This is a genomic window from Epibacterium sp. HA2-3, assembly GCF_055693725.2.
The window spans coordinates 340684-364613 of sequence record NZ_CM172490.1 but is presented as its reverse complement, the minus strand read 5'-3'; the positions used below and the strand labels follow the sequence as shown (position 1 = coordinate 364613).

Annotated in this window: 22 protein-coding genes; 6 read left to right on the top strand and 16 right to left on the bottom strand. The window is 60.8% G+C overall.

Features of this window, described 5'->3' with window-relative positions; genetic code table 11:
* Positions 1-295 precede the first annotated feature (295 nt).
* From ACZ1HH_RS01810 to ACZ1HH_RS01795, 4 genes are all read right to left on the bottom strand, one after another.
* Positions 296-1594, bottom strand: coding sequence for a TRAP transporter large permease (locus ACZ1HH_RS01810; RefSeq protein WP_011537706.1), 1299 nt, complete (start codon positions 1592-1594; stop codon positions 296-298).
* Positions 1591-2304 (bottom strand): TRAP transporter small permease, encoded by a 714-nt coding sequence (locus ACZ1HH_RS01805; RefSeq protein WP_044026654.1) that lies wholly within the window; start codon positions 2302-2304, stop codon positions 1591-1593. The genes ACZ1HH_RS01810 and ACZ1HH_RS01805 overlap by 4 nt, the downstream gene beginning before the upstream one ends.
* Before the next feature lie 113 nt (positions 2305-2417).
* Positions 2418-3395 (bottom strand): TRAP transporter substrate-binding protein, encoded by a 978-nt coding sequence (locus ACZ1HH_RS01800; protein ID WP_472637146.1) that lies wholly within the window; start codon positions 3393-3395, stop codon positions 2418-2420.
* A gap of 38 nt (positions 3396-3433) precedes the next feature.
* Complete coding sequence (locus ACZ1HH_RS01795) at positions 3434-4681, bottom strand: NAD(P)/FAD-dependent oxidoreductase (protein ID WP_472637145.1); 1248 nt, start codon at positions 4679-4681, stop codon at positions 3434-3436.
* Between the two features lie 102 nt (positions 4682-4783).
* On the opposite strand from ACZ1HH_RS01795, the gene ACZ1HH_RS01790 reads away from it, so the two are divergent.
* Together ACZ1HH_RS01790 and ACZ1HH_RS01785 are read left to right on the top strand one after the other, a co-directional pair.
* Entirely contained in the window at positions 4784-5716 is a 933-nt protein-coding gene (locus tag ACZ1HH_RS01790) for a LysR family transcriptional regulator (protein WP_011537702.1), read from the top strand.
* A gap of 2 nt (positions 5717-5718) precedes the next feature.
* Positions 5719-6456, top strand: coding sequence for an aspartate/glutamate racemase family protein (locus tag ACZ1HH_RS01785; RefSeq protein WP_472637144.1), 738 nt, complete (start codon positions 5719-5721; stop codon positions 6454-6456).
* On the opposite strand, the gene ACZ1HH_RS01780 is transcribed toward ACZ1HH_RS01785, so the two are convergent.
* The 6 genes from ACZ1HH_RS01780 to ACZ1HH_RS01755 are packed head-to-tail and all read right to left on the bottom strand — an operon-like array spanning position 6453 to position 11325.
* Positions 6453-7367 carry an energy transducer TonB family protein gene (locus ACZ1HH_RS01780; RefSeq protein ID WP_487320346.1) on the bottom strand — a complete coding sequence of 305 codons (915 nt, stop codon included), beginning with the start codon at positions 7365-7367 and terminating at the stop codon, positions 6453-6455. The genes ACZ1HH_RS01785 and ACZ1HH_RS01780 overlap by 4 nt on opposite strands.
* On the bottom strand, positions 7364-7759 hold the full coding sequence (locus tag ACZ1HH_RS01775) for an ExbD/TolR family protein (RefSeq protein ID WP_416367853.1): 396 nt from the start codon (positions 7757-7759) through the stop codon (positions 7364-7366). Before ACZ1HH_RS01775 ends, ACZ1HH_RS01780 begins: the two co-directional genes overlap by 4 nt.
* Positions 7760-7762: 3 nt before the next feature.
* Positions 7763-8155 (bottom strand): ExbD/TolR family protein, encoded by a 393-nt coding sequence (locus ACZ1HH_RS01770; protein WP_472637142.1) that lies wholly within the window; start codon positions 8153-8155, stop codon positions 7763-7765.
* On the bottom strand, positions 8155-8835 hold the full coding sequence (locus ACZ1HH_RS01765) for a MotA/TolQ/ExbB proton channel family protein (protein WP_472637141.1): 681 nt from the start codon (positions 8833-8835) through the stop codon (positions 8155-8157). The genes ACZ1HH_RS01770 and ACZ1HH_RS01765 overlap by 1 nt, the downstream gene beginning before the upstream one ends.
* Entirely contained in the window at positions 8832-9293 is a 462-nt protein-coding gene (locus tag ACZ1HH_RS01760) for a hypothetical protein (protein ID WP_487320345.1), read from the bottom strand. Before ACZ1HH_RS01760 ends, ACZ1HH_RS01765 begins: the two co-directional genes overlap by 4 nt.
* Positions 9294-9312: 19 nt before the next feature.
* A complete protein-coding gene (locus ACZ1HH_RS01755) occupies positions 9313-11325 on the bottom strand; it encodes a TonB-dependent receptor domain-containing protein (RefSeq protein ID WP_472637139.1) in 2013 nt (670 codons plus the stop codon).
* A 250-nt stretch (positions 11326-11575) separates the two neighbouring features.
* Here ACZ1HH_RS01755 and ACZ1HH_RS01750 point away from each other — a divergent pair, with 250 nt between their 5' ends.
* From ACZ1HH_RS01750 to ACZ1HH_RS01735, 4 genes are read left to right on the top strand one after another with little or no spacing between them, the layout of a single operon-like run.
* Positions 11576-12655: a hemin-degrading factor gene (locus ACZ1HH_RS01750; RefSeq protein ID WP_472637138.1), complete on the top strand. Its 1080-nt coding sequence runs from the start codon at positions 11576-11578 to the stop codon at positions 12653-12655.
* Positions 12655-13503, top strand: a complete 849-nt coding sequence (locus ACZ1HH_RS01745; protein WP_472637137.1) for a heme/hemin ABC transporter substrate-binding protein — start codon at positions 12655-12657, stop codon at positions 13501-13503. Before ACZ1HH_RS01750 ends, ACZ1HH_RS01745 begins: the two co-directional genes overlap by 1 nt.
* Before the next feature lie 3 nt (positions 13504-13506).
* Positions 13507-14595: a FecCD family ABC transporter permease gene (locus ACZ1HH_RS01740; RefSeq protein ID WP_487320344.1), complete on the top strand. Its 1089-nt coding sequence runs from the start codon at positions 13507-13509 to the stop codon at positions 14593-14595.
* Positions 14592-15374, top strand: a complete 783-nt coding sequence (locus ACZ1HH_RS01735; RefSeq protein ID WP_472637136.1) for a heme ABC transporter ATP-binding protein — start codon at positions 14592-14594, stop codon at positions 15372-15374. The genes ACZ1HH_RS01740 and ACZ1HH_RS01735 overlap by 4 nt, the downstream gene beginning before the upstream one ends.
* A gap of 144 nt (positions 15375-15518) precedes the next feature.
* On the opposite strand, the gene ACZ1HH_RS01730 is transcribed toward ACZ1HH_RS01735, so the two are convergent.
* The 6 genes from ACZ1HH_RS01730 to aroQ all read right to left on the bottom strand — a co-directional run bounded on the left by ACZ1HH_RS01730 (position 15519) and on the right by aroQ (position 23740).
* The gene (locus ACZ1HH_RS01730; RefSeq protein WP_472637135.1) at positions 15519-18041 is read right to left on the bottom strand and encodes an ATP-binding protein; all 2523 of its coding nucleotides are present in this window, start codon (positions 18039-18041) and stop codon (positions 15519-15521) included.
* Positions 18042-18199: 158 nt separating this feature from the next.
* Entirely contained in the window at positions 18200-19273 is a 1074-nt protein-coding gene (locus ACZ1HH_RS01725; protein WP_472637134.1) for a LysM peptidoglycan-binding domain-containing protein, read from the bottom strand.
* An 11-nt stretch (positions 19274-19284) separates the two neighbouring features.
* Positions 19285-20364, bottom strand: a complete 1080-nt coding sequence (locus ACZ1HH_RS01720; protein ID WP_472637133.1) for a peptidoglycan-binding protein LysM — start codon at positions 20362-20364, stop codon at positions 19285-19287.
* A 123-nt stretch (positions 20365-20487) separates the two neighbouring features.
* The gene (locus tag ACZ1HH_RS01715) at positions 20488-21333 is read right to left on the bottom strand and encodes a hypothetical protein (protein ID WP_472637132.1); all 846 of its coding nucleotides are present in this window, start codon (positions 21331-21333) and stop codon (positions 20488-20490) included.
* A 191-nt stretch (positions 21334-21524) separates the two neighbouring features.
* Positions 21525-23015: an NCS1 family nucleobase:cation symporter-1 gene (locus tag ACZ1HH_RS01710; protein ID WP_472637131.1), complete on the bottom strand. Its 1491-nt coding sequence runs from the start codon at positions 23013-23015 to the stop codon at positions 21525-21527.
* 284 nt (positions 23016-23299) lie between these two features.
* A complete protein-coding gene (aroQ, locus tag ACZ1HH_RS01705) occupies positions 23300-23740 on the bottom strand; it encodes a type II 3-dehydroquinate dehydratase (protein ID WP_472637130.1) in 441 nt (146 codons plus the stop codon).
* Positions 23741-23930 lie beyond the last annotated feature (190 nt).

Below are 23930 nucleotides of genomic sequence, written 5' to 3'. Positions count from 1 at the left end.
CTGGCGCGCTCAACAGGGTCACAAGGACACGTTCGACAGGGTCGTTTTGGCAGCTAGACCACATCATACTCTCCGGTTTCATACAGAGAGAAGTTTTCGGGAGGGGCATTTAATTTTTGGTGAAATGCCGGTCGGCCAAGATCAGCTTCACCCCGCAAATCAAGGTGAAAAGGCGAAATCCACGCATATAAATGCCAAAGATTTCGCTAAATTTTGAAAGATCAGCGCACGCAAGACAGCACAGCGCTGCGCACAAAGGCCCTTCACGCAGAAGGGCCTTTGGCGTTTTGACGGATCAGCGGATGTTGTTTGGCAACCAGGTTGCGAGCTCCGGCCAGACCACCAGGATCACCACCATCAACAGCATCAGCGCGACCATCGGCACAGCGGTTTTGGCGATGTAGGAGATCTCGTGCCGGGTCATGCCCTGCAGCACAAAGAGATTGAAGCCGATCGGTGGCGTTACTTGTGCGGTCTCGATGACCACCACGAGGAAGATACCAAACCAGATCACATCAATCCCGGCCTGCCGGATCATCGGCTCCACAATGGCCATGGTCAGAACCACCGAGGACAGCCCATCCATGAACATGCCGAGGATCAGGTAGAACACCGTCAGCACCGCAATGAGCGCAATGGGCGACAGGTTGTAGCTCTCGATCATGCCTGCCAGCGCCCGCGGCAGACCCGTAAAGCCCATCGACAGCGACAGGAATGCAGCCCCCATCAGGATAAAGGCGATCATCGCCGAGGTACGCGTCGCGCCCATCAGGCTCTCGACAAAGGTTCCCCAGCTGAGACTCCCTTGCATCAAGGACAGCCCAAGAGCACCCAGAACCCCCACGGCCGCCGCCTCGGTTGCGGTGGCAAAACCCATATACATGGAGCCAATCACCACAAAGACGAGCCCGAAGAGCGGAAGCAGGAACCGGCTTTCGGCAATCCGCTCACCAAATGTCAGACGGGGCTCCGGCTTCGGGCGTTCGCCCGGGCCAAAGAAGTGCCAGCCCACGATATAGAGCATAAAGAGCCCGGCAAGCACGAGACCCGGAAATACCCCCGCCATGAACAGCTTGGTGATGCTCTCATTTATGGTCACGCCATAGACGATCAGAGTCAGCGACGGCGGGATCATCAGGCCGAGAGTTGCCGCGCCCGCAAGCGTGCCAATGATCATATACTCGGGATAGCCGCGCGCGCGCAGTTCCGGAATCGACATTTTGCCAACCATGTTGAGCGTCGCCGCAGATGATCCCGAGACCGCAGCAAAGATTGTGCAACCGGCAATATTGGTGTGCAAAAGCCCCCCCGGCAGGAACCGCATCCATGGTGCAAGTCCCCGGAACATGTCCTCCGATAATCGGGTCCGATACAGGATTTCTCCCATCCAGATAAAGAGCGGCAGGGCCGTGAGCGTCCAGCTCGACGCGCCGCTCCAGATGGTTGTGATCATCGCATCCCCTGCCGGACGGGTGGTGAAAAGCTCCATCCCGACCCAGGCCACGCCCATCAGCGCGAGACCGATCCAGACCGACCCGCCCAGAAGCGCAAACAGCACAAAGAGGAAAATGACTGTGGTGTAGATCTCGCTCATTCCAGAGCCTCCCCTTTGATCTGTGGCGCGCCTGTGACCAGCATCCGCGACAGGTAATCCCAAAGCGCGATCGCCAACAGAACGGTGCCGATCGACATCGGCAGCTGCGGTAGCCAGACGGGAGTGTAGACCCATCCAGATCCGCTTTCGGCCCAAAGCTGCCCCCAGTTCCACGGCCATGTGCCAAACATCGACACAAGGGTCAGCAGCCATTCAGGCGCGTAATCCTGCCCTTGCGTGCGGTCGTTGAGCATATGCGACAACAGGTTTGTCTTGATAGCGTAGCGGGCGAAATACGTGGCGGTGAGCGCCGAAATCAGCATTGCCCCCGCATCCAGCCAGAAATGATGGCGCCCGCCGATATTGAGAAAGATCGACACCCGGATATGGCCGCCATGTGTGAGCGTGTAGGCCAGCGCAAAAAAGGACGTGGCCGCCATGGCATAGCCCGCGTATTCGGTAGAGCCGGGAAAGGTCAGCGACGCCCAGCGCGCGATCATCTGTCCGACGATCAGCAGAAGGATCGTCACCATGAACACCGCCGCGACCACACCTGCTCCATTGTAGATCCGGTCAAGAAACGCCCACCAAGGCCGCAACACCCGCCGCATCGGCTCGGGTTTAAACAGGCACAACAGCATCAGGCCGCTTGGCACAACAAAAAGCCATACCCACAGAGGCAGGCCCAGAACAGGTTGCCAGTCTCGCATAACAAGTCCTTTGAATGAGGGAGCTGCTGCGCGAGGGTCTGCCCCTCGCGCCCGCTGAGACGGATCTCAGACAGCTGCCGCCTTCGCCCCGAAGGCCAAGGCGGCAATACGGTTCAGTTGGCCTTAAAAGCGTCCACGATCGCCTGACCGTCCTCGCCCGCCGATGCCAGCCAGTCGTCTGTCATCTTGGCGCCAATCGCCTGCAACTCCGCAAGGAACTCCGGGCCTGCGTCGGCCACGGTCATGCCATTGGCCTCGAGCTGTTCGAAGTACCAGTTGGCCAGCTCTTCGGATTTCGCAGCGCAGGCGGTGCCGGTCTCATCCGCGGCTTTCTGGATGGCGCCCTGGGTTTCGGCACTCAGCCCGTCCCAGACCTGCTTGTTCACCATCACGTAGTTGCGTGGTAGCCAGGCGTTCACTTTGTAGTAGTGGCTCAGCTGTTCCCAGACCTTGCGGTCATAGCCAGTGGAGCCGGAGGAAATGAATGCCTCGGCCACGCCTGTTGCAAGCGCCTGGCTCAATTCGGCGGCTTCCACCTGCACCGGGATCATGCCGAGCTCTTCGGCAAAAGTCGCGGTGGCGGTGTTATAGGAGCGGAACTTCACCCCTTGCGTGTCCTCAGAGGAGGTCACTTCCTTGTTGAAGTAGAACCCCTGACCCGGCCATGGGCAGGTGTAGAGCGTGACCAGGTTCTGATCCGCAAGCGCCGCGTTCACCTTGTCCTTGGCCACAGACCAGAGCTTGTCGTTCTCGGCATAGGTGGTGGCAAGAAACGGCAGGTTGTCCCAACCCAGGAGAGGCTCTTCATTGGCGTGGGCCGACATGAAACGTTCGCCAATCGGGGCCTGTCCGGTCTGCACCGCGCGCTTGATCTCGCCGCCCTTGAAGAGCGAGCCGCCCGGATGCACGGTGATGTCGATCTCTCCACCGGTGTAATCGCGCACCTTGTCGGCAAAGACCACACCCATCTCGGAGTGGTAGTTCGAGGCCGCATAAGCCATCGGCATGTCCCATTTCTCGGCCTGTGCCACCCCGGCTGCCAGTACCAGCGCAGCGCCGGCAACAGTGGTCTTGAGTGTCATTTTGATCATTGATTTGTCTCCCGTGTTGGTTCGTTTTTCGTTTCTTGTTATTGCGTTGCAAAGCGCATTGGATCAAAGGCGCTGGTATCGGCATTGGGCCAGTTGCCCGTGATCATATCCGCGACCAGTCGGCCTGTCTTTGGCCCACCTGTCAACCCGATGTGATGATGCCCAAAGGCGGTAAAGACACCGCTGCCGCGCACTTCACCAATAAGCGGCAGGCTGTCTGAAGGGGCGGGACGAAAGCCCAGCCATTCTTCCTCGGCAGAGTGACTGAGGTTCGGGAATGTGCGCGCGACGGTGCGGCGCAGCATCTCAAGCGGCTTCTTGGACTTCACATCGCTCAGCCCGCCAAACTCCACGATGCCCGCACAGCGCAGCCCCTGATCCATCGGCGTGGCCACGAATTTGCCTTCGGTCAGCATCATCGGCGCGGTTGGCAGCTGGCTTGGGTCCTTAAAGACGATATGATAGCCGCGCTCTGCCTCCAGCGGAACGTCGAGCCCCAGCCGCTTCATAAGCGCCGCCGACCAAACCCCCGCCGAGAGCACCGCCCGATCACAGGCGATGCGCCCCTGATCGGTGTCCACCGCGGTGATCTGCCCTCCCATGAGGTCAAAATCCTTCACTTCGGCCTGAACAAACCGCCCGCCCATCTCCTCGAGCTGGCGCACCAGATCCTGCACATAGTTGCCGGGGTTGAGGATATAGCCGTGGTCCTTGTTGACCGCCAAAAGCCGCATGTCCCGCGACAGGATCGGCTCGCGCGCGTGGACGTCATCGCCTTCAATGATCTCGGGCTCAAACCCTGCCTCGCGCCTGAGCGACCACACATAAGACTCCGCCTCAAAGGCCGCGCGGTCGCGGTAGACAAAGTTGTAATCGCTGTCCTGGATCCATTTGGCCGCAGGCATCCCATCGGTGAGCGCTTTGTGCTGCTCGACACTGTCGCCCACAATCCCCGCGAGCCCTTGCGAGATACGCCGGGTGTCCTGATCATTTGCGTGTTTCAGATAGCGCCCAAGCCAGGGCAACAGACTGGGCAAATAGGACCACCGCAGATAGAGCGGAAAGTTCGGGTCCAACAGATACTTTGGCCCCTTCACGATCAGCCCCGGTGTCGTCACAGGAACCATCGCGCAACGCGCCAGAATACAGGCATTGCCATAAGAGGCCCCCATGCCGGGCCGCCCCTTGTCCACCAGAGTCACCTCCAGCCCCGCCCGGCGCAGCCAGATGGCGCTCGCGGCCCCCATGATGCCTGCACCAACCACAACAATATGCTGAGTTGCCATCTCACGTCCCCAAACCTTGTTCCCTGAGAGACTGTCGACAATAGGTCATCATTTCAAATACTATTTGATCATGAGAGCATCATCAAAACTTATGTACCCGTCATGAAACTCCGCTTTCGCCAGCTTCAGGCCTTTCACGCCATCGTGGAGACCGGCACCGTGACGGGTGCGGCGGGGCTCTTGGGGATTTCGCAACCCGGCGTCTCCAACCTGTTGTCTCAACTTGAGGATCAGGCCGGGATGGCTTTGTTCGAGCGGCTTCACGGGCGGCTCCTGCCTACCCCCGAAGCAGAGCTTCTCTTTGCAGAGGTCGACACTGTGATGCGCGGGATGAGCAAGGTCACGCAGACCATGGTGGATCTCAAGACCCGCAAGCTTGGCCAGTTGCAGATCGCCTCCCAGCACGCGATGTCCTTTGGCTTTATGCCCCGGTTGATCGCGCGCTTTGCCTCAGATCGGCCCGAGCTCAACATCTCCTTTCAATCACAATATTCCAGCAAGGTGCAGGAATGGGTCTGGAACGGGCTGTTTGAGATCGGCGTCTGCGAGATGCCGCTCCTTTACGATACGCTCACGGTTTACCCACTCTATGTGGAAACCATGCTGGCGCTCCACAAGGACAACCCACTGGCCCGTCATGAGGTGCTCACTCCGGAGCTGCTGGCAGGCGAGCCCTTTATTGTGATGGGGCAGGACCACATGACCCACCGGCGTCTGCGCGAAGCCTTTCAGGACGCAGGCGTGCCATTGCGCACCCGCGTGCATTCGCATCTGTTCAAGAACCTTCTGAGCTTTGTGCAAGAGGGCATGGGCGTGGCGCTCCTTGATCGGTTCATGTTCGACTATGACATGCAGGGTGACGTCATCACGCGCCCGTTTCGCCCGACAATTCGCATGGATATGTGCGTGATCACTTCAAAATCGCGTCCCATGTCGCAATTGGGCAAGGAGTTTCTTGACCTCCTCCTTGGCGAATTGCAGCACTATTCGGTAGAGGGGCGGCCCTTGGTGCCCGCAGAACGAAAACGGAGATAGCCATGCAACGCGGCGGCAAAACGGTCTATGGCGCGAGCATCGGCGTGTTGATGCTGGAAACACGCTTTCCCCGCATACCCGGTGACATCGGCCATGCAGAAAGCTTTGATTTTCCGATGCAATATCGTGTTGTACGCGGGGCGACACCGGATCGCGCCGTGCGGCAGGACCCGCGGGCGCTGGTCGAGGATTTCATCGCCGCTGGCCGCGATCTGGTCGATATGGGCTGTGATGGGATCACCACAACCTGCGGGTACCTGTCGCTCATTCAGGACCAGATCAAGGATGCGCTCGGCGTGCCAGTCGCGGCCTCCTCTTTGATGCAGGTTCCAATGGTGCAAGCCATGCTTCCGGCTGGACAAAGGGTTGGCATCATCACGGTTTCTTGCCCCGCCCTTACAGAGGCGCATTTGGCCGCAGCGGGCGTCGCGGCAGACACGCCTGTTGTCGGCACCGAAGAGGGGCGCGCCTTCTGCGATGGCTTTCTCAACGACCGACTTGAGATCGACATCGAGGCCTGCCGCGCCGATCTGCTGGACGCAGCACAGCAGCTATGCACCACCCACCCCGAGGTCGGCGCCATCGTGCTGGAATGCACCAATATGGTGCCCTTCGCCTATGATATCCGCCGCGCAACCGGCCTGCCCGTCTACTCCATCGAGAGCTTTCTCAAATGGTTTCAGGCCGGTCTGATGCCGCGCCGGTTTCAATCCGAACTGGCCGATCCGCGCTGGCGCTAACGGCCTTTGATCGCAATAGAGTATTGCGTCCGCGCGCCCACGGGTGGCGGCGGGAACGGCGCGGCTCTGCGGATCTGCTGCAGCGCCAGTTGATCGAGCTCTGTCGAGCCGGAGCTCTTGCGAATGCGCACCGACGCCAACTGTCCACCGCTGCCGATCACAAAGGACACATGCGCCACCCCCCGCACCGAGGTCCGGGGTTTGCGCACGCGGGAAATCTTGCGCATCACCTGCCCTGGATAATTGGACGCCGCCGCATTCCCCGCGCCACTGCCCGCTGCAGGCCGGGTGCTGGCGGCTTGGCTCGCGCGCTGTTGTTCTGCGCCCGTCTCGCTGCCCGCGCGGGCGTTGAGGGTGCTGTTGCCGCGCGGCGCAGGTGCTGCCGGGGCTTGCGTTTCCGCCTTGTCGCGTGCCTGTGGCGCAGCTTCGGGGCGGCGCAGCGGGCGCGGGCTCTCTTGAGGTGCCAGCTCTGAAGCGCTGTCTGGAACCTCGGCCCGGTCGGGCTGAACCTCGGGGGCTGGGGCCTGGACGGGAGCCACCGCCGCAGCAATCGGCGAGGGCGAAGCCTCCGTCACGGGGGGCACAGCAGGCATCACAGGCGCCGAGACCGCAGCAGAGCGCGGCGCAGAAGCGGGCGTGGGAACCGGCGCGAGTGGTGTGGCGCTCACCTGCGTTGTCGGCGCGGGGGAAACAGACTCAACCGGCGTGGTGTGGCGCGTGGCATCAGCCTCGACAGTTGTAGCAGTGCCCTGAACAAGGTCCGCAAAACTGCTGCCCAGCGCTGCGGGCGCTTGGGTGTCCCCCCCTTCGATTTCCACAGCGGTCTCTTCGAGATCCACCAGGAGAGCCGCATGGGCAGCCAGCGCACAAAAGAGCGATACACAGGCAATCAAAGGCGAACGCGCAATCATGTGAGGCTCTGTTCTGACAAGAGTGTCACCCGTTCTGCGCCAAGCCGGCGCAGTTCCTTTGCGATGGTCAAAAGCGTGCTGGCCGGCAGGGCGCGGTCCGGCACCAGACGCGCGGTAAAGGCGTCTTCCTCTTCCCAGATGATGCGCACATAGGCCTCAGGAGAGGTGAGCTCGGCACCGCGAAAATGCAGGCTACCATCGGCCCGGATCACCAGAGCGTCCGGCGGGGGTGCGGCCTCCAGCTCTGAGGCTTGCACCAGGCGCACCCTTGGGTCCAGTGAGGGCGCAAGCGATCCTGCCACCATGAAGAAGACCAGCATCAGGAACACCACGTTGATGAGCGCAATCGTCGGCTCTCGGTGGCTCTTTTTCGTGCGTCGTTCTATCGGCATGGGTTACTCCACCACCGTCACGGCGAGATCCGGCTGGCGACGCAAAACCGCGAGCACGTCAACCAAACGCTGTGAGGTCACCGCGCCGGACAGGCTCAGCAACAACTGATGCGGCGTTCCCTGCCGTTGCGCCCGCAAGGCGTCAAGGCGCATCCCAAGCCCCTCAAGAGCGAGTGCTTCACCATTCAGCGACATCTGCGTGGGCTCGAGTTTCAAAAACACTGGACGCGTCTCATCGGAACGCCCCGATCCGGCGTTGGCGGCCATGAGGTCGACACTGCCAAAGCGCGAAAACGTCGAAGAGAGCATAAAAAACAACAGTAGCAGAAAGATCACGTCGATGAGCGAAGTCATCGACAGTCTGCGCCTCTTTTTACATCCCACGCGCAGTGCCATCAGGCGGCCTCTTTCGGGCTCAACTGCGCTAGTGTGAGCGCGTCGGGCGCAAAGACCCGACGCAACGCGTGATTGGCAAACACCCGGTCACGCTCCACCGCTGCGCTGAGCCAGCCATACACGGCAGCCACAGGCATCGCCACCGCCAACCCCGCAGCCGTGGTCAAAAGCGCAACCCAGATGCCCCCGGCCAGAACAGTGGGATCAACCGAGGTGCCCGCAGCCTGAAGTCCCTGAAACGCCTCGATCATCCCCAGAACGGTGCCAAACAGCCCGATAAGCGGCGCAAGTTGCGCCACCAGATCCAGAAACCCAAGCCCGGTTTCAAGGCGCGAAAACAGGGCCTCCGCCTCCGCATCACAACGATCCGACTGTCTTGCATGATCTGGGCCAGCGCCGCCTTGCATGGCGCGCTGGAGGAGCGCAACCAGATAGCTTGATGATTGGGCCAACAGCGCGCGGGCGGTCTTGGCATCGCCGCGTTCATGGGCCTCCAGCGCCATGGAAATGCGCCGGTGACGCCCCACGCCCGAGCGCCGGAACTGCCAGAGCTTGTATAACACCGTCGCCGCACTGATGATCGACAGTACAATAAGCACCACGACCACCGGCCCGCCGATCTCCACCACCTCCAGCAAGGACGCCTTCATTGCCGTCCAGAGCTCCCTGATCTCACTCATCCCAACAACTCCACTTCCGTCCGGCTGGACAGGCCAAGCCCCGCCTCGCAGAGATCACCGTCACCGCTGCTTTGACATTGGCTGGCTCCGTTGATGAGCACCCGCCCCAGATCCGCGCAGGCCACGCCTGCAAGATCGAACTGGCGCACCCGAGGACGCCCGGCCGGCAACTCGCGAAAATCAAAGAGCGTCAGAAGCATCACCTCTCCGGCCCGATCAAACAGCACGGCCTCGTAGACGGCTGTCTCAATGGCGATCTGTGCCTTGTTTTGCGCCATGAAAGACAGACGGCATGCACCCGCCTGATCCTGCAACGCATTGAGTTCAATCGCGACGCCGACCGGTGAAGGGACGGCCGTTGGCGGGGTGGCCGTGTCCTGCGCCATGGCTGCCCCCCCGAGGGAGGTGAGGACAGCAAGCGCGCATACGGCTTTGTAAACCTGGCTTTGGATCATCATCTTCGTCTCTGCTCCTTGGTTAGAAAGCCGCCGTCAGCGACACTTTGATGTTGCGACCCGGCGCCGGGCGCGTCGCCAGATGCGTCTGATATTGCTTGTCAAAAAGGTTATCGACGCCCACGCGTAGCTTGGCTTCTTTCAAGAACCCCGTGTCGATGTCGTAAGAGGCCCGCAGGTTGTGCACCGCAAACCCGGGGGTGTCTTCGAACCGCTTGAAGAACGCGCCTTCCCAGGACACATCGAGCTGTTCGTTGAACTTCTTGCCGAGGGTCAGCGCCAGATTGGTGGGCGGCATGCCATCATAGCGCTCGCGATAGCGCTCATTGGTTCCGCTCCGGAATTTGGTCCAATGGCCGCTGCTGATGTTGGCGTTCATATCCACATAGAACCCCGACATATGGCTGTAAGAGGCCTCGATCTCCACGCCCTTGGTGTCCTGACGGTCAAACTCGGCAAAGCTGGATCCCGACGAGGTGTAGTCCCAGAGTCTGGTCTGCCAGAGGTTCACCTTGGCCATCACAACATCATCGGAGGCAAATACGCCAACCCGGTCAAAGGACGCGCCGATCTCATGCGTGACCGCTTTTTCAGTCTGGGTCATCAAGGTCGGATAGTCGGCGTAATCAACATCGTCGATGATCGGGAAACCGGCCGTATAGGCGACCGAGCCAAAGACCGCAAAGCCGTTCTGGAACGCATAGCGTGCAGAGATCCCGCCCATGAGCGCGCTGTTGTTGAAGGTCTCCCCCGCGCGGATGTTGTTGCCATCCGTGCTGGCCTCGATCTCCTGGCGTTCGTAGCGCAGCGCCGGTGTCACCGTCAGGCCATTGTCGAAATCAAGCTCATCAATCGCAAAGAGCGCCAGCCGTTGATCCGTACCACCCGGGGCCGACGCCGCATTCAACCGTTCCTTTCGCAGGATTTCAGCCCCCGCACGCAGGGTGTGTTTGACACCAAACGCCTGAAACAAAGCGCTGTTTTTCACAGTGAGCTTGGTTGTCTCATAGCGGTGATCGGCGTCCTGAATACCAAAGGGCGTCCCACTCACCTGCTCTTGCTCGATATATTGATCCGCATAGGACAGCGTCGCCGTGAGATCGACCAGATCATTGCCCAGCGGGTTGTAAGCATATTCCAGCACGGCCGATTTGGTCTCGGTCAGGCGGTCCACATTTCCAAAGGCCGCATTGCCGGCAAATGCATCATAGGGGACGTCTTTTTCGTCCGATGTGCTCTCATTGAACGACAGGGTCAGAGATTGCGCCGCATTGTCGCCAAAGCTGTATTTGCCTTTCAAGAGCAGCGATGAAACTTCAGAGGCGGTATCGCTGACGACATCCCCGTTGCCATCGGTGTAATCATCTTGCTCGCGCCGCGTGTAGTTGAACAAGAACTCAAGGTTCTCAGTGGGTTGCCAGCCCAGGATCGTCGATGAGATCCGCGCGTTCGAATTGCCGTGATAGCCCAGCGTCTGCCGTCCCGAGAGACCGACCTGACCATCGGTGAGATCCGAGGCATTGATCGTATCAAGCCGCACCACGCCGCCAATCACCCCGGAGCCATATTCAAACGACCCCACAGTGCCGCGAATGACGGAAACCTCGCGATAGAGCTCAGGATCGGTCGTCAATTGGGTGCCGATGCGATAGAGCTCCTCGGAGCCGACCGAGGCCCCGTCGATCTGGATCTGGACCTTTTGGTTGGCGCCATAGGTGCCATCCGCACCATGTCCGCGAATGTTGATCCCCGCCCCCGTCGGGGTGCCGGAATTCACCAGCGCCACACCGGGCACAGTGTCGATGAGCTCGGCAATGCTGCTGGCCTGACGGTCCTGAATTTCTTCGGCGTTGATGACCGTTTCAGGCGCTGCGGTGTCGGTCTGCACCTCGCGCTTGTTGTTGCCAAGCACCAAGAGCCCGAGGAAGCCGTCCTCTTCGCTTGCGTCCTGAGCCTTCGCCACCGGTGCGCTCAGCGCCAATGCCATTGCCGAAGCGGAGCACAAAAGCACCCCGCGCATGTCTTTGATTTGCATGTCGTCCCCATGTTCTTTCTGCAGTTGGATTCCGCATGCTCGCCCGGGGCTGGCTTGGTATCTTGCGCCTCAAGGATCGAAATATACCGATCTTTCAGCGTTCACTCTTGCGGCCTCTAAAATGATTTATTAAATCTGTCAAGAATTATCCCGAGCCGATGCACACGGATCGTCTCGGACGTCAGCCTGAACGCCCCGAACCATGAGGGCGCAAGCCAGCAGTCTCCCAACCCAAAGTTCGAGGACCCTGATGGATCAGGCACATTCCCCTTCCGCCAATGCCCAGAGTGCATTGTCTCCCCAAGTTATCCGCGACCTGCGCGCAGAGCACAACGCCTTGCGTGCGCGGGATTTTTGCGACCGCTTTCAGATCCGCGAGGCACAGTTGCTCGCGGCCTATACCGGGCGGGGCGTGACCCGGTTGCACGCACATCCCGACGCTGTGATGCCCCAGATCGAACGCCTCGGCGAGGTCATGGCGCTCACCCGCAATGCCTCCTGCGTGCATGAACGCGTAGGCGTCTATGGCAACTATAAGAGCGGCCCGCATGCCGCGATGATTCTGCAGCCAGAAATCGACCTGCGCCTCTTTCCAAGCCATTGGGTCCACGCCTTTGCCCTGAATGAAGACACCGACACCGGCCCCAAGCGCTCGATCCAGATCTTTGATGCCGCGGGCGATGCCGTCCACAAGATCCACCTGCGCGAGACCTCCGATCACGCGGCCTGGGACGAGGTGGTGGCAGCGCTGGCCACCGGCGACACCTCCGATGTGCTCGAGGTGGCCGCGCGCAAACCCGCAGAGGCGCCCAAGAGCAACCCTGCCAAATGCGAAGTCTTGCGCGATGAATGGCGCAAGATGACCGATACCCATCAGTTCCTGCGCTTGACCTCCAAGCTCAAGATGAACCGCTTGGGCGCTTATCGCATCGTCGGCGCGCCCTTTGTGGAGCGCGTGCCCCCCGAAGCCGTGGACGCCGCCCTGCAGGCACTGGCCAAGAGCAAAACAGAGATCATGCTTTTTGTCGGCAATCGCGGCTGTATCCAGATCCACAGCGGGTCCATCGAGACCCTGCGCGCAATGGGGCCGTGGCAGAACGTGATGGATCCACGCCTCAACCTGCACCTGCGCCTTGATCACATCAAAGAGGTCTATGTGGTCAACAAACCGACCCAGCGCGGCCCGGCGCTCTCGCTCGAGGCCTTTGACGGGGAGGGCAACATCATCCTACAGATCTTTGGCCGCAACGCCGAGGCCCGCGACAGCCGCCCCGCATGGGCCGACATCCTCTCCACCCTGCCCCGTCTGCACACAGAGGAGACCGTCTGATGCGTCACCTTCTCTTGGTGGCGACGGCCACCGCCAGCCTGATGACGGCACCCGTGGCGCAGGCCGCAGACCGGATCCTCTCGATCGGAGGCTCCGTTACGGAAATCATCTATGCCCTTGGTGCAGAGGACAAAATTGTCGCCCGCGACACTACATCAAGCTATCCAGCAGAGGCCGAGGCCCTGCCCGATGTGGGCTATATGCGCGCCCTTGCACCCGAGGGGGTGCTATCCGTGAACCCGGACTTGATCGTCTCCGAGGCGGGCGCAGGCCCGGCAGAAACGCTGGCGGTCCTGAAACAGGCCGACATCACCTTTGTCGAAGTGCGGGATGACTTCAGTGCCCAAGGCATCGTCGACAAGATCAACGCCGTGGGTGCGGCCATTGGCGAACCCGACGCGGCCGCAACCCTCGCCGACAAAGTACAGGGCGAACTGGTAGCAGTGGCCGAGCGCGTCGCACGCCTTCCCGACAGCGAGCGCAAACGCGTCTTGTTTGTCCTTTCCACGCGTGGCGGTCGCATCATGGCCTCGGGGACAAATACAGCCGCCGATGGCATCATCGCCCTCGCGGGGGGCGTCAACGCGCTGTCGGAGTTTGAGGGCTACAAGCTCATGACCGACGAGGCCGTGACCCGCGCGCAGCCGGATGTGATCCTGATGATGGATCGCGGCGGCGACCACGGCATGCCCGACGAGACACTTCTCGCGCTGCCCGCCATCGTCACCACCCCCGCGGCCGAGACGGGCTCCGTTGTGCGCATGAATGGCCTCTATCTTCTGGGGTTTGGTCCGCGGACGGCGGATGCGGCGCTGACACTCGCCCGCGCTTTATATGGTGAGATCTGAACCATGGTGGCACTGAGTGACCCCTCCCCCGGGCCCTATGCGCGCGACATCAGACAGCTTGATCGCCGCATCCTCGCGCGCCGCCTGAGCGTCGTTCTTGTGGTGCTGCTGGCCCTTGCCATCGTTGTAAACCTCGCCCTCGGCGCCTCTGGTACCTCGCTCTGGGGGGCGCTTGGCAAACTCCTCTCCGGTCAGGACCTCAGCACAATGGAGCGCGTTGTCCTCTGGGACATTCGCCTGCCGCGCGTGCTCCTGTGTGTCCTGGTGGGGGCCGCGCTTGCGGTCTCGGGGGCAGTGATGCAGGGCCTGTTTCGCAACCCGCTTGCCGATCCGGGCCTTGTCGGCGTGGGAGCCGGCGCAGGTCTTGGCGCGATCCTGTCGATTGTTCTCGGGGGCCTGCTTCCGGTCGGGGTGCAGGGCCTGTTTGGTCATTATGTAACCCCGGCTGCGGCCTTTGTCGGCGGCTGGGGGAGCACCTTGATCCTCTACCGTGTCTCAACCCGCGCCGGGCACACGTCTGTGGCAACGATGCTGCTGGCGGGGATTGCACTCGGAGCGCTTGCAGGCGCGGTTTCTGGCATTCTGGTCTATATGGCCGACGACAACCAATTGCGTGACCTGACATTCTGGCAGATGGGCTCCCTTGCCGGGGCCACATGGGAGAAATCCATGATCGCAGGTCCAGTGATCGTGATCGCCATCGCGGGTGCGACATGGCTTGCGCATGGGTTGAACTGTCTGGCGCTCGGTGAAGCGGCCGCCGCCCATATGGGCATTTCAGTTCAGCGCATGAAAAACGCCGCGATCTTCTCGGTTGCTGCGGCCACCGGCGTCGCCGTTGCAGCCACCGGGGGCATCGGCTTTGTAGGCATCGTGGTGCCGCATGTGCTGCGCCTTGCCACAGGGCCGGATCATGGCACGCTCTTGCCCAATGCGGCCCTCCTTGGCGCGACGCTGCTGCTTGGCGCCGACCTCATCAGCCGTACCATCATCGCGCCTGCCGAACTGCCAATCGGCATCGTCACAGCCGTCCTTGGCGCGCCAGTGTTTCTGTGGATCTTGCTGAAACGACGGGGGATGGTGGATCAATGACCTTGCATGCACAGCAGATTTCCCTCTCGATCGGCAAAAAGCAGATCCTGAAGGATGTGACGTTCAAGGCCCGCGCTGGGGCGCTCTCGGCGATCGTGGGACCAAATGGCTCCGGCAAGTCCACCTTGCTCAAGGCCTTGGTTGCAGAGCTGCCGTCAGAGGGACAGATCTCCCTCAACGGGCGGCTGTTGCAGGACTACGCCGCCTGGGAGCTGGCAAGCCTGCGCGGGGTGTTGCCACAGGCCGCCCATCTCGCCTTTCCGTTCACGGTGCTGGAGGTAGTGCGGCTGGGGCTGATGGCCGGGCCTGAGGCACAGAACACGCGGCTTCCCTTTGAGGCACTGGCCCGCGTGGACCTTGAGGGCTATGCCGGGCGCTCCTATCAGGAACTCTCCGGAGGCGAACAACAGCGGGTCCAGCTGGCGCGGGTTCTGGCGCAGGTCGGCGCTCCGATGCGGGAGGGGCAACCTTGCTGGTTGTTTCTGGACGAGCCTGTCTCCAGTCTCGACATCGCCCATCAGCTGACGGTGATGGATATCGCGCGCCAGTTTGCGGATGGCGGTGGCGGGGTGGTTGCGGTGATGCACGACCTGAACCTCACCGCGATGTATGCCGATCACGTGCATGTCATGGCCGGCGGAGAGACCGCAGGTGCCGGAACAGTGGCGGACGTTCTGACCGATCAACGCCTGTCAGAGGTCTACGGATGCGACCTGCGCATCGGAAAAGTGCCCGCAGATGCCGCCGTCTTTGTTCTGCCGCAAACGGCGCGGGCGTGACTCTACTGCGGATCGGCGCCTGCACCGCTCCACGCATCCAAACGATAAAACCCAAGGCCCGTGTTTGCGGCCTTGGGTTTTCTGATTGGGTATGACGCCCGATCTTCTGACCTTGGACCTGCAGATCACCTCAGGGTCACGCGATCAGCCGCTTGCAACGCGTCTGAGGTTGTCAGGGTCATCAAGCACACCGGCCATTCCGTGCAAGAGCTCGCGCTTGTTGATGGGCTTTGACAAGAAGCCGTTCATCCCGGCCGCCAGACAAGCCTCCCGATCGCTTGCAAAGGCATTGGCCGTCAAAGCCACGATTGGTGGTTGGTGCGGGTTTTGCGGCATGCGGATCAGACGGGTCGCCGTGAGCCCGTCCATTTCCGGCATCGACATATCCATCAGGATCAGATCCGGACGATGATGCGCGCAGAGTTCCACCGCCTCTTGGCCATTGCTGGCTTCGATCAGATCGACAGAGAGATCCGAGAGATATTTGCGGATCAACAGGCGGTTGGTGCGATTGTCCTCGGCCAGCAGCACCTTGCAGCCATAGATCAGATCGAGATCCGGCGCTTCGTCGGCGTCAATATGCCCGGGCAGGCCAAGGGGCGCCTGGCACTGGATATGCAGCGAGAAACAGCTGCCTCGTCCCGGGTCGGAATACACGGTGATATCCCCGTCCATCTGCTTTGCCAGCAAGCGCGAGATCGTCAGCCCGAGGCCGGTGCCGCCAAAGGAGCGCGTGGTCGCCGCATCTGCCTGCGAAAATCGATCAAAGATATTGTGCAGCTGCGCAGACGTCATGCCGATCCCGGTGTCCTGCACGTCAATCGTCAGCCGGTAGGGGTTGGTTGATGCGCAGAGCACGCGCACATCCACGCGACCGGAGGCCGTGAATTTCACTGCATTGCCGACGAGGTTCACAAGGATCTGTCGCAGGCGTCCATCGTCAGCCCGCACGGTTCTTGGCAGCCCCGAGGCGTAATTGACGGTCAGATCCAGCCCCTTTTCGCTGGCGACGGGACGCAGAATATCAACAGCATTCTCGATGCAGCTCTCAAGATCGAAATCGACAGGCTCCAGCGAGAGTTTGCCGGACTCCATCCGGGTGAGATCCAGAATGTCGTTGATGATCTTCAACAGCGCCTTCGAGGAGGTGCGGATGATCTGGACATATTGCTCCTGATCCTCGTGTAGCTCCGTCTCCGACAGGAGATCCGCCATGCCAATGATGCCGTTCATGGGGGTGCGGATCTCATGGCTCATATTGGCGAGAAATTCCGTCTTGGTGCGATCTGCCTGCTCTGCCGCAACCTTGGCCACCGCCAGTTCTGCCGCGTTCTGCTTTTGCGAGGTCACATCGCGTTCGATGCCAATCACCATGTTTATCTCGCCGTCCTCATCAAGCACGGGCACAAGATTGGTATCGACCCAAATCGTCTTGCCGCTTTTGGTGTAATTCAGGATCTCGCGGTGGAGCCGCTCCCCGCGCGAGATATACTCGCTGATCTCGCGGATGGTGGCCGGGTCGGTCTCAGGTCCGTTCAACAGCTCGCCGGGGCGTTTGCCGACGGCCTCGTCAACCGTGTAGCCAGTCATGCGCGAAAACGCCTCGTTGACCCAGAAGATCCGCTGATCTGGACCGCTCAGAACGATGCTGTCCGATGCGTTCTGCGCCACGGTCGAGAGCTGTTCAAGCTCCGCCTGATTGCGCTCCAGCTCGGTTTCACGTTTGCGCAGCGTGTTGATGGTCGCCCGCCGCACCGCAGAGAGCCGGCATGCCATGAACGTCGGCACAATGATCAAGATCCCGGCCGCCAAAAGGACCAGCCTCAATTCTAGCAGGTTCCCGGGCTGTTTGGGCCAGCCGCCACGCGGAATCGCCGCCAATTCCCAGGTGCCGGTTGGCAGAAACACATCCGTCACAATCGGATCATGGTCGTGAATGTTCTGATCCCCGTAGAAAACACCCCCCTGATGGCCTGTTCCGTCACGGCCACTGAGTGCGATTTCAATCGGCAGGTCCTCTGCCGCGAGCCCCGCCTCCGCATAAAGCGCATCGGCGTCGATCACGGCCGCGACCATACCCCAGAACCTGCGATCCGCGCCTTCACCGGCAAAGACCGGGTAGCGAATGATAAACCCCGTGCCCCCTTGCACGAGGTTCACCGGACCCGCCAACACGATCTCGCCACTGTCACGCATGCGCATAACGGCTTCTCGCTGGGCTTCGTTCTTGTTGTAATCAAGGCCGAGCACCGCCTTGTTGCGCTCGTAGGGGTAGACCATGGTGACAACCAGATCGGGCGCGATGGCGATGTTCAGGATTTCATGCCGATCACCGGCAGCGTAAGAGGCCACCTCGTTAAAGGTTTCCTGCGTCATCAGCTGTTCAGCCATCAACGCCCCGACAAGACCTTTGATCAGCTGCACATCTGCTGTCAGCTTGCCTTCGAGATGGGATCGGATCAGCCCGACTTCTGCCTGCACCTCGGCGCGCAGTTCCTGATCATTGATGATCTGGTTCTGTCTCTCTGCATAGGCAAAGGCGATGCCAACGACAAAGAGTGCGATCCAGGTTGGCAGATACGTCCGGTTCCCCAGAGCTACAAAAAATGACTGCACCCAATCGCGCACCGCTTCGGTCTCCGTTTCATACTTGGTCCTCGTTAACACTAGCAGGCAGTATCCATCAGAATCCTTCCCGTGCCGTTAAACAAGCACAGTTTCATCATTCCCTCGAAGCTCAAAGAGATATTTGTAATTCAAAATCAACCGATAATCACGAGGATCACCGGGACATTGTTTCCGATATGGCAAGGCTGCAGCGGATCTTATTGGAGGCCCGACCAGAACAACTCCATGTGTCTGCTTACGATTTCATCGTATCGCCCGCTCTCGCGCAGGTGGCGCAACCCGGCGTTCATTCGATAGAGATGCGAGGTGCCGCGCCAATGGGTCTTTGAGATAATCACATGGAGACTCACCTGCGACAGCGGCTTTTCAAGCGGCTCGACCCGCCCCCGCAGCCCTTCGGCCACCAGCGCGCTCGCCCCCACAAAGAGATTGAGAGCCGCCGCGTCCACACGCCCGTCGGCCACCATTCGCAAACAGTCGCCGGCAGCGGCAGGCTGCACAAGGGTCACTTTGTCGTCGCTGATCCAGCGCCGCGCTGCTGTGTCGAGATCAAAGACATCCTCGCGCAGCGGGCGGCACAGAGTCTTGCCAATCACGTCCGCGTCGCTGCCGTAGACCATGCCCCCGCCGCTGCGCACAAAGAGCATCACCGGGACTTCCATTAGCGGATCGGAGTAGTGATAGCGCACGCAGCGCACCGCACTCGGGTCATCCGCACAATCCGGTTTTGCCCAGGGAAACCCCATGTCGAACTGCTTGCTCTCCAGCTTTGGCGACAGATGCTGGCTCCAATCATTGTCCCAGCCAATCGCGTAGGGCACCGGCGACGGGGCCACCTCCAGCGCGGCGCGCACAAGCTCGGTGATGAGCCCTTGTTCAGGCAGGTCAGGATCGGTGAAAGGCGCATACTGCCCACCGGTCAAGAGATTGAGCTCTGCGGCGGGCTGCACCGTTGGGGCCGGAGTCGTCTCCTGCGTCACGACCGCGTCAGCGGGGGCGCTCTCGATTGGCATATTGGGTGGGCAGGGAATAAACAGCGTGCGCCCCGGAATGACCGAAGGCCCCGCCAGCTCGCCCTGATTGCGATAATAAATCACCGTCCAGCGATCGCGGTCCCCGTAATGGGCTTCCGCGATGGTAAAAAGATTATCCCCCGGCTGGACCACATAATCCACATCACAAATCGCCCGGGCGGCACTGGGGGCCACCCCCGACAGCAGCCCAACCACCAAAAGCAGGCGACCGATCCAGAAAGCCAAATCGCGTTGCATCCCCGCCCCCGTCAAAATCCGGCCCAGACGCGTGCCAGATGGTCCTCGACGATGGCCTGATAGGAGCCATCCTCCCGGATCCCGCGCAGCCCGGTGTTTACAATGGCCAACAGCTCCTGGGCCTGCGGGTGGGACTTATGGACAACCACATGGTGCGACTGGATCGAAATCGGTTGTGGCACCACCTGGATGCGCTCCACGATCCCCATTTCCTTCATCTTGTCGCGACCGGTGAATTCATTCAGCACTACCCCGTCGGCCTTGCCCTCAAGCACCATGTCAAAGCAGTCACCGGGCGTTGCGCCGACCACCAGCGTGATCTTGTCCTCGCGCAGCCAGTTGCGGCCGTTTTCGTTGAAAATAGAGGTATCATAGCCTTTGGGGCGACAGATCGATTTGCCGTAGAGGTCCTCGTCGCTGCCAAAAGACACCGGGCGCGCCGCATCCGCGAACATCAGGGTCAAGGTCTCAAAAAGCGGGTCAGAGAACAGCAGGTTCTGACAGCGGTAGTTGTCTGGCAACTCGGCGCAATTGGGTTTGTACCACGGAAACCCGATGTCGAGGAGCGCATTGGACAAGAGCGGGTCGAAATGCGCCGCCCAATGGTCGACCCAATGGATCGCAAACCCCTGCGCGGGGTTGGCCTCGGTCATGGCCGCATTCACCAGATCCGTCAGCAGCCCGCCGTTGTGCAGGGACTTTCCGGTAAAGGGTTCAAAATCATCCCCCGTCAGAAGGTTGATCCTCTGGCGCACCGTGGCATTGCCTGCGACGATCTGGACCGGCGTCGCCTCTGTCGGGGCGGACGCACTCAGTGCGCGCCCGCCTTCAAGACCAACGGGCAACCCATTGAGGCAGGTGATCTCCAGCCGCATCCCCACCCGGATCGATCCGGGTTTGGGGCCGATGGCGGCTATGTTGCGGTTGTGGATCGCAGTCCACATGCCCGCATTCTTATAGAGCCGATCCGCAATCACCGAGAGGCTGTCTCCGGGCTGAACCGTGTACATGCCACCACAGGTTTGCGCTGCACTTGCCTGCGCCCAGAGCGCAGACACGCCCAGCACCGCAGCCGCGATCAATCTTCTCATTCGGTCCCCCTGAAGAACAATTTTAGATGGTATCGTCCTGTCGAGCTTGGCGCTCGCTCTTGATCTTTGCCTTGCTACCGCGTCGCCAGTCGCACTGGAAAACACGGGGCTATTTCTCTGTTATCAATGGATAAAAAGGCTCAGTATGGTGGTCGTGTCGACACGTCCATCGGCGCGAACAAGCCCCTCTGGCACCGAGATCTGGCCGCGCTGATAGGCGGCGTTGAGCATTTGGTCGATATAGGCTGGCGACTGCCCCTGAGCATGCGCCGTCATCACCAACTGATAAAGCGCACCACCCCCGGCCTGGGACGCTCGCCCGCCAGTGTCGGTCTGAGCCGCAGCAGTCGGCGCAGGACTGCGCAGCGCGGCCAAGGTGCCGGCGGTCATCTTCGACATGATGTCATCGCCTGCCCCCGTTGCAGCCGCGGCCAATGCGGGGGTGTCAGCGGCGGGCGCGACCTCTGCCGAAGCAGGTGACGGGTTAACTGCCGCCACCTGCATCAAGCGGGCGAGGTTGTCAGAAGGCCCGGACGTGGCAGTTCCCGCGGCGGTTTGCGACACCTCTACAGGGACCTCGGTCTCTGGCAACAGCGCAAATGTGGTGGCGCCGAGGATCAGGAGCCCCGCCAGCGCAGCTGCCGCCAAAGCTGGCTTGGCAAAGCGTTCATCGGACAAAAAACCCGCTCCGCGCGGCTGGCCGCCAAAATCGCCACCTGATCCAAATGCGTGTTCAGATGCGGGCGGGGCGTCCTGTCGGGGGCCAGCTGAAACCGCTTTGGGCTGGGCCTTGGGCGGCAGGTTGGCCGCATCAGCGGGCCCCTCCGCGTCAGGCCTGCTCTTGAGGGCCAGCTTGATATTGCCGGACGTGGAAATCGTCTTGATCTGTGTAGGAGATCGCGGGGTCTCTGTTCTGCTGGTGTGCGCCGACCGGGCAGTGAAATCCTGCCTCTGTTTCAACTGCTGCATTTTGTCCCTCACCCGTCACCGGTCCGCAAAATGCCACCGACGATAAACTTGTTACTTGACGTTTACCTTTTGTTAACCACTCGACCGAATCATGTCAACATTTTGAGTTGAGGGTGCTTTTTGTCGCTAGACGCTGGATAGTTGGCGCGACAATCAAGGCGCTCCGGGGTCTTCCCCCGGAGCAACAGTTGTTATCTGTTAACCATTTTGGAGAGCAGCAAATAGGCCGCGCCCGCAACAAAGAGCCCCACAAACCAGGCGTAGGTATAGATCATCGCAAAGAACGGCGAGGTCCCATCCGTAAGACCTACCCCGGCCAGAAAGCCCGGCAGATTTGGCAAAATGCCGATGACCAGCGCCAGGACACCGGCCCAGTTGGTGCCATTGTGCCCCGCATAGATGCCGTTTGATTTAAAGAGATCCGCAACCTCGAGCCGGGTTCTGCGCAAGAGGTAATAATCCGCCAGCATCACGCCCGCGATCGGCCCCAAAAGCGCGGAATAGGCAATCAGCCACCCAACGATGTGGTTCACCAGAATCCACGGGAACATCGCGATCCCGATGGCTGCCGTGATATAGCCGCCACGCTTAAGGTTGATCTTGCTTGGCGCAAGATTGGCAAACCCATGGGCAGGGGCGACCACATTGGCCGCAAGGTTTGTCGTCAGCGTCGCCACGATCAGCGCACAAAGCGCGATGATCACCGCAGAGCCGCCCATGCGTTCAGAGAGCTGCACCGGATCCCAGATCGCCTCACCAAAGATCACAACCGTGGCCGAGGTCACAGCAGAGGCGATAAAGGCAAACAACGCCATCGGGATCGGCAGACCGACCATCTGCCCCACCAGCTGATCTTTCTGGCTGCGGGCGTGACGGGTGAAATCCGGAATATTGAGCGCAAGCGTCGCCCAATAGCCAATCATGCCCGTCAGGCTTGGCCAGAACACCGCCCAGAACTGCCCCTCTTTGGGCTGACCCACATCAAAGGCGCTGGGGGTGGAGAGCATCTCGCCAAAACCGCCCGCCGCAGAATAGGCCCAGGCCAGGAGCGCAAGCCCCATCGCCAGCAGGAACGGCGCGGCATAAGTCTCGAGCCAGCGGATCGACTCGGTGCCGTTCTTGATGAAGTAGAGATGCAGGCCCCAGAACGCCAAGAAGCAGACAAATTCGCCAAGGCTGATCCCCAGAAGCGGCAGCGCCTCCCCCGCGAGCGCGCCTCCGGTGAGCTTGTTGACGATCACAAAGATCGCAGAACCGCCAACCCATGTCTGGATGCCAAACCAGCCGCAGGCCACGATCCCACGGGCAACAGCCGGGATCTTGGCCCCCACGGGACCAAAGGACGCGCGCAACAGCACCGGAAACGGGATGCCGTATTTGGTGCCGGCATGGCCCACCAGCACCATCGGGATGAGCACGATGGCATTGGCTGCCAGGATGGTCAGAACCGCCTGATCCCAGCTCATTCCAGCGCCAATCAGATAGGACGCCAAAAGATACGTTGGGATACAGACCACCATCCCGACCCAAAGCGCCGAAATCGACAGCCAGTTCCATGTGCGCTCGGCGGCGGTGGTGGGCAGTTGATCCTCGTTATAGAGTTCGGGGTCCAGGCGCGCACGGTCCAGCTGCGCGTGCGCGGCACCCTTTGAGGCGGCATACCCGCTTGTTATGTCAGTCATTTCTAGTTTTCCTCCCTTACAGCCGGATTTGTGGCGTGTTCTTTCAAAGGGCGCAAACCAAAAAACCCCGACGTGCGGGGACAAAACGTGGGGCGCAAGATGTCGGGCGTATTGGGCACAGTCGGACCCGCCCATGGGCGCGCGCCGGCCTGCGCCGATCCCCACGTGTGCTCATAGGAACCTCAAACCCGGTAGAAAACCGCGGCCACCCGCAGACAGTGCGACCCCGCGTCAGCTATGGGAGAAGACCAGCCACACCTCCGTCCGTTAGGAGGGTAGGGCGTTCAGGCTCCAACGTCCTGCGCCAGTTTCTCTAGCGCGGCGACATAGCCAAAAGAGCCAAACCCAGCGATCACCCCGGTCGCAATCGCCGACACATAGGAATGGTGCCGAAAGGCCTCGCGCGCATGTACATTCGACAGATGCACCTCGAAGATCGGCATCTCGCAGGCGCTTAGCGCATCGCGAATGGCCACAGAGGTATGCGTATAGGCTGCGGGGTTGATGATGATACCGCAGGCCGAGGTCCGGGCCTCCTGAATCCAGTCGACAAGCTGGCCCTCATGGTTGGACTGCAAGAACAGGAGCTCAAACCCGTGCCCCTCGCAGAGCGTGCGACACCGCGCCTCGATGTCGGCCAGCGTTTCGCGCCCATAGATCTCGGGCTCGCGGGTGCCCAGAAGGTTCAGGTTGGGCCCATTGAGAATGTAGACGGTTTGGGTCATCGGGTGTCCTTCAGATGTCGTGAACCAGTGCGGCCGCGCCCGTTCATACGACATTCGGCGGGGTTGGCGCCATGATTTCTTCAAAAGGGCCAATCGCCTGCGCCGTTCAAGGATCGGATTTGTCACCGGCGCGGCGCCCGTTTGTCGCCTTGCCATATCCTTCTGGCGGCGCTAGCGCTTGTCTATGGCA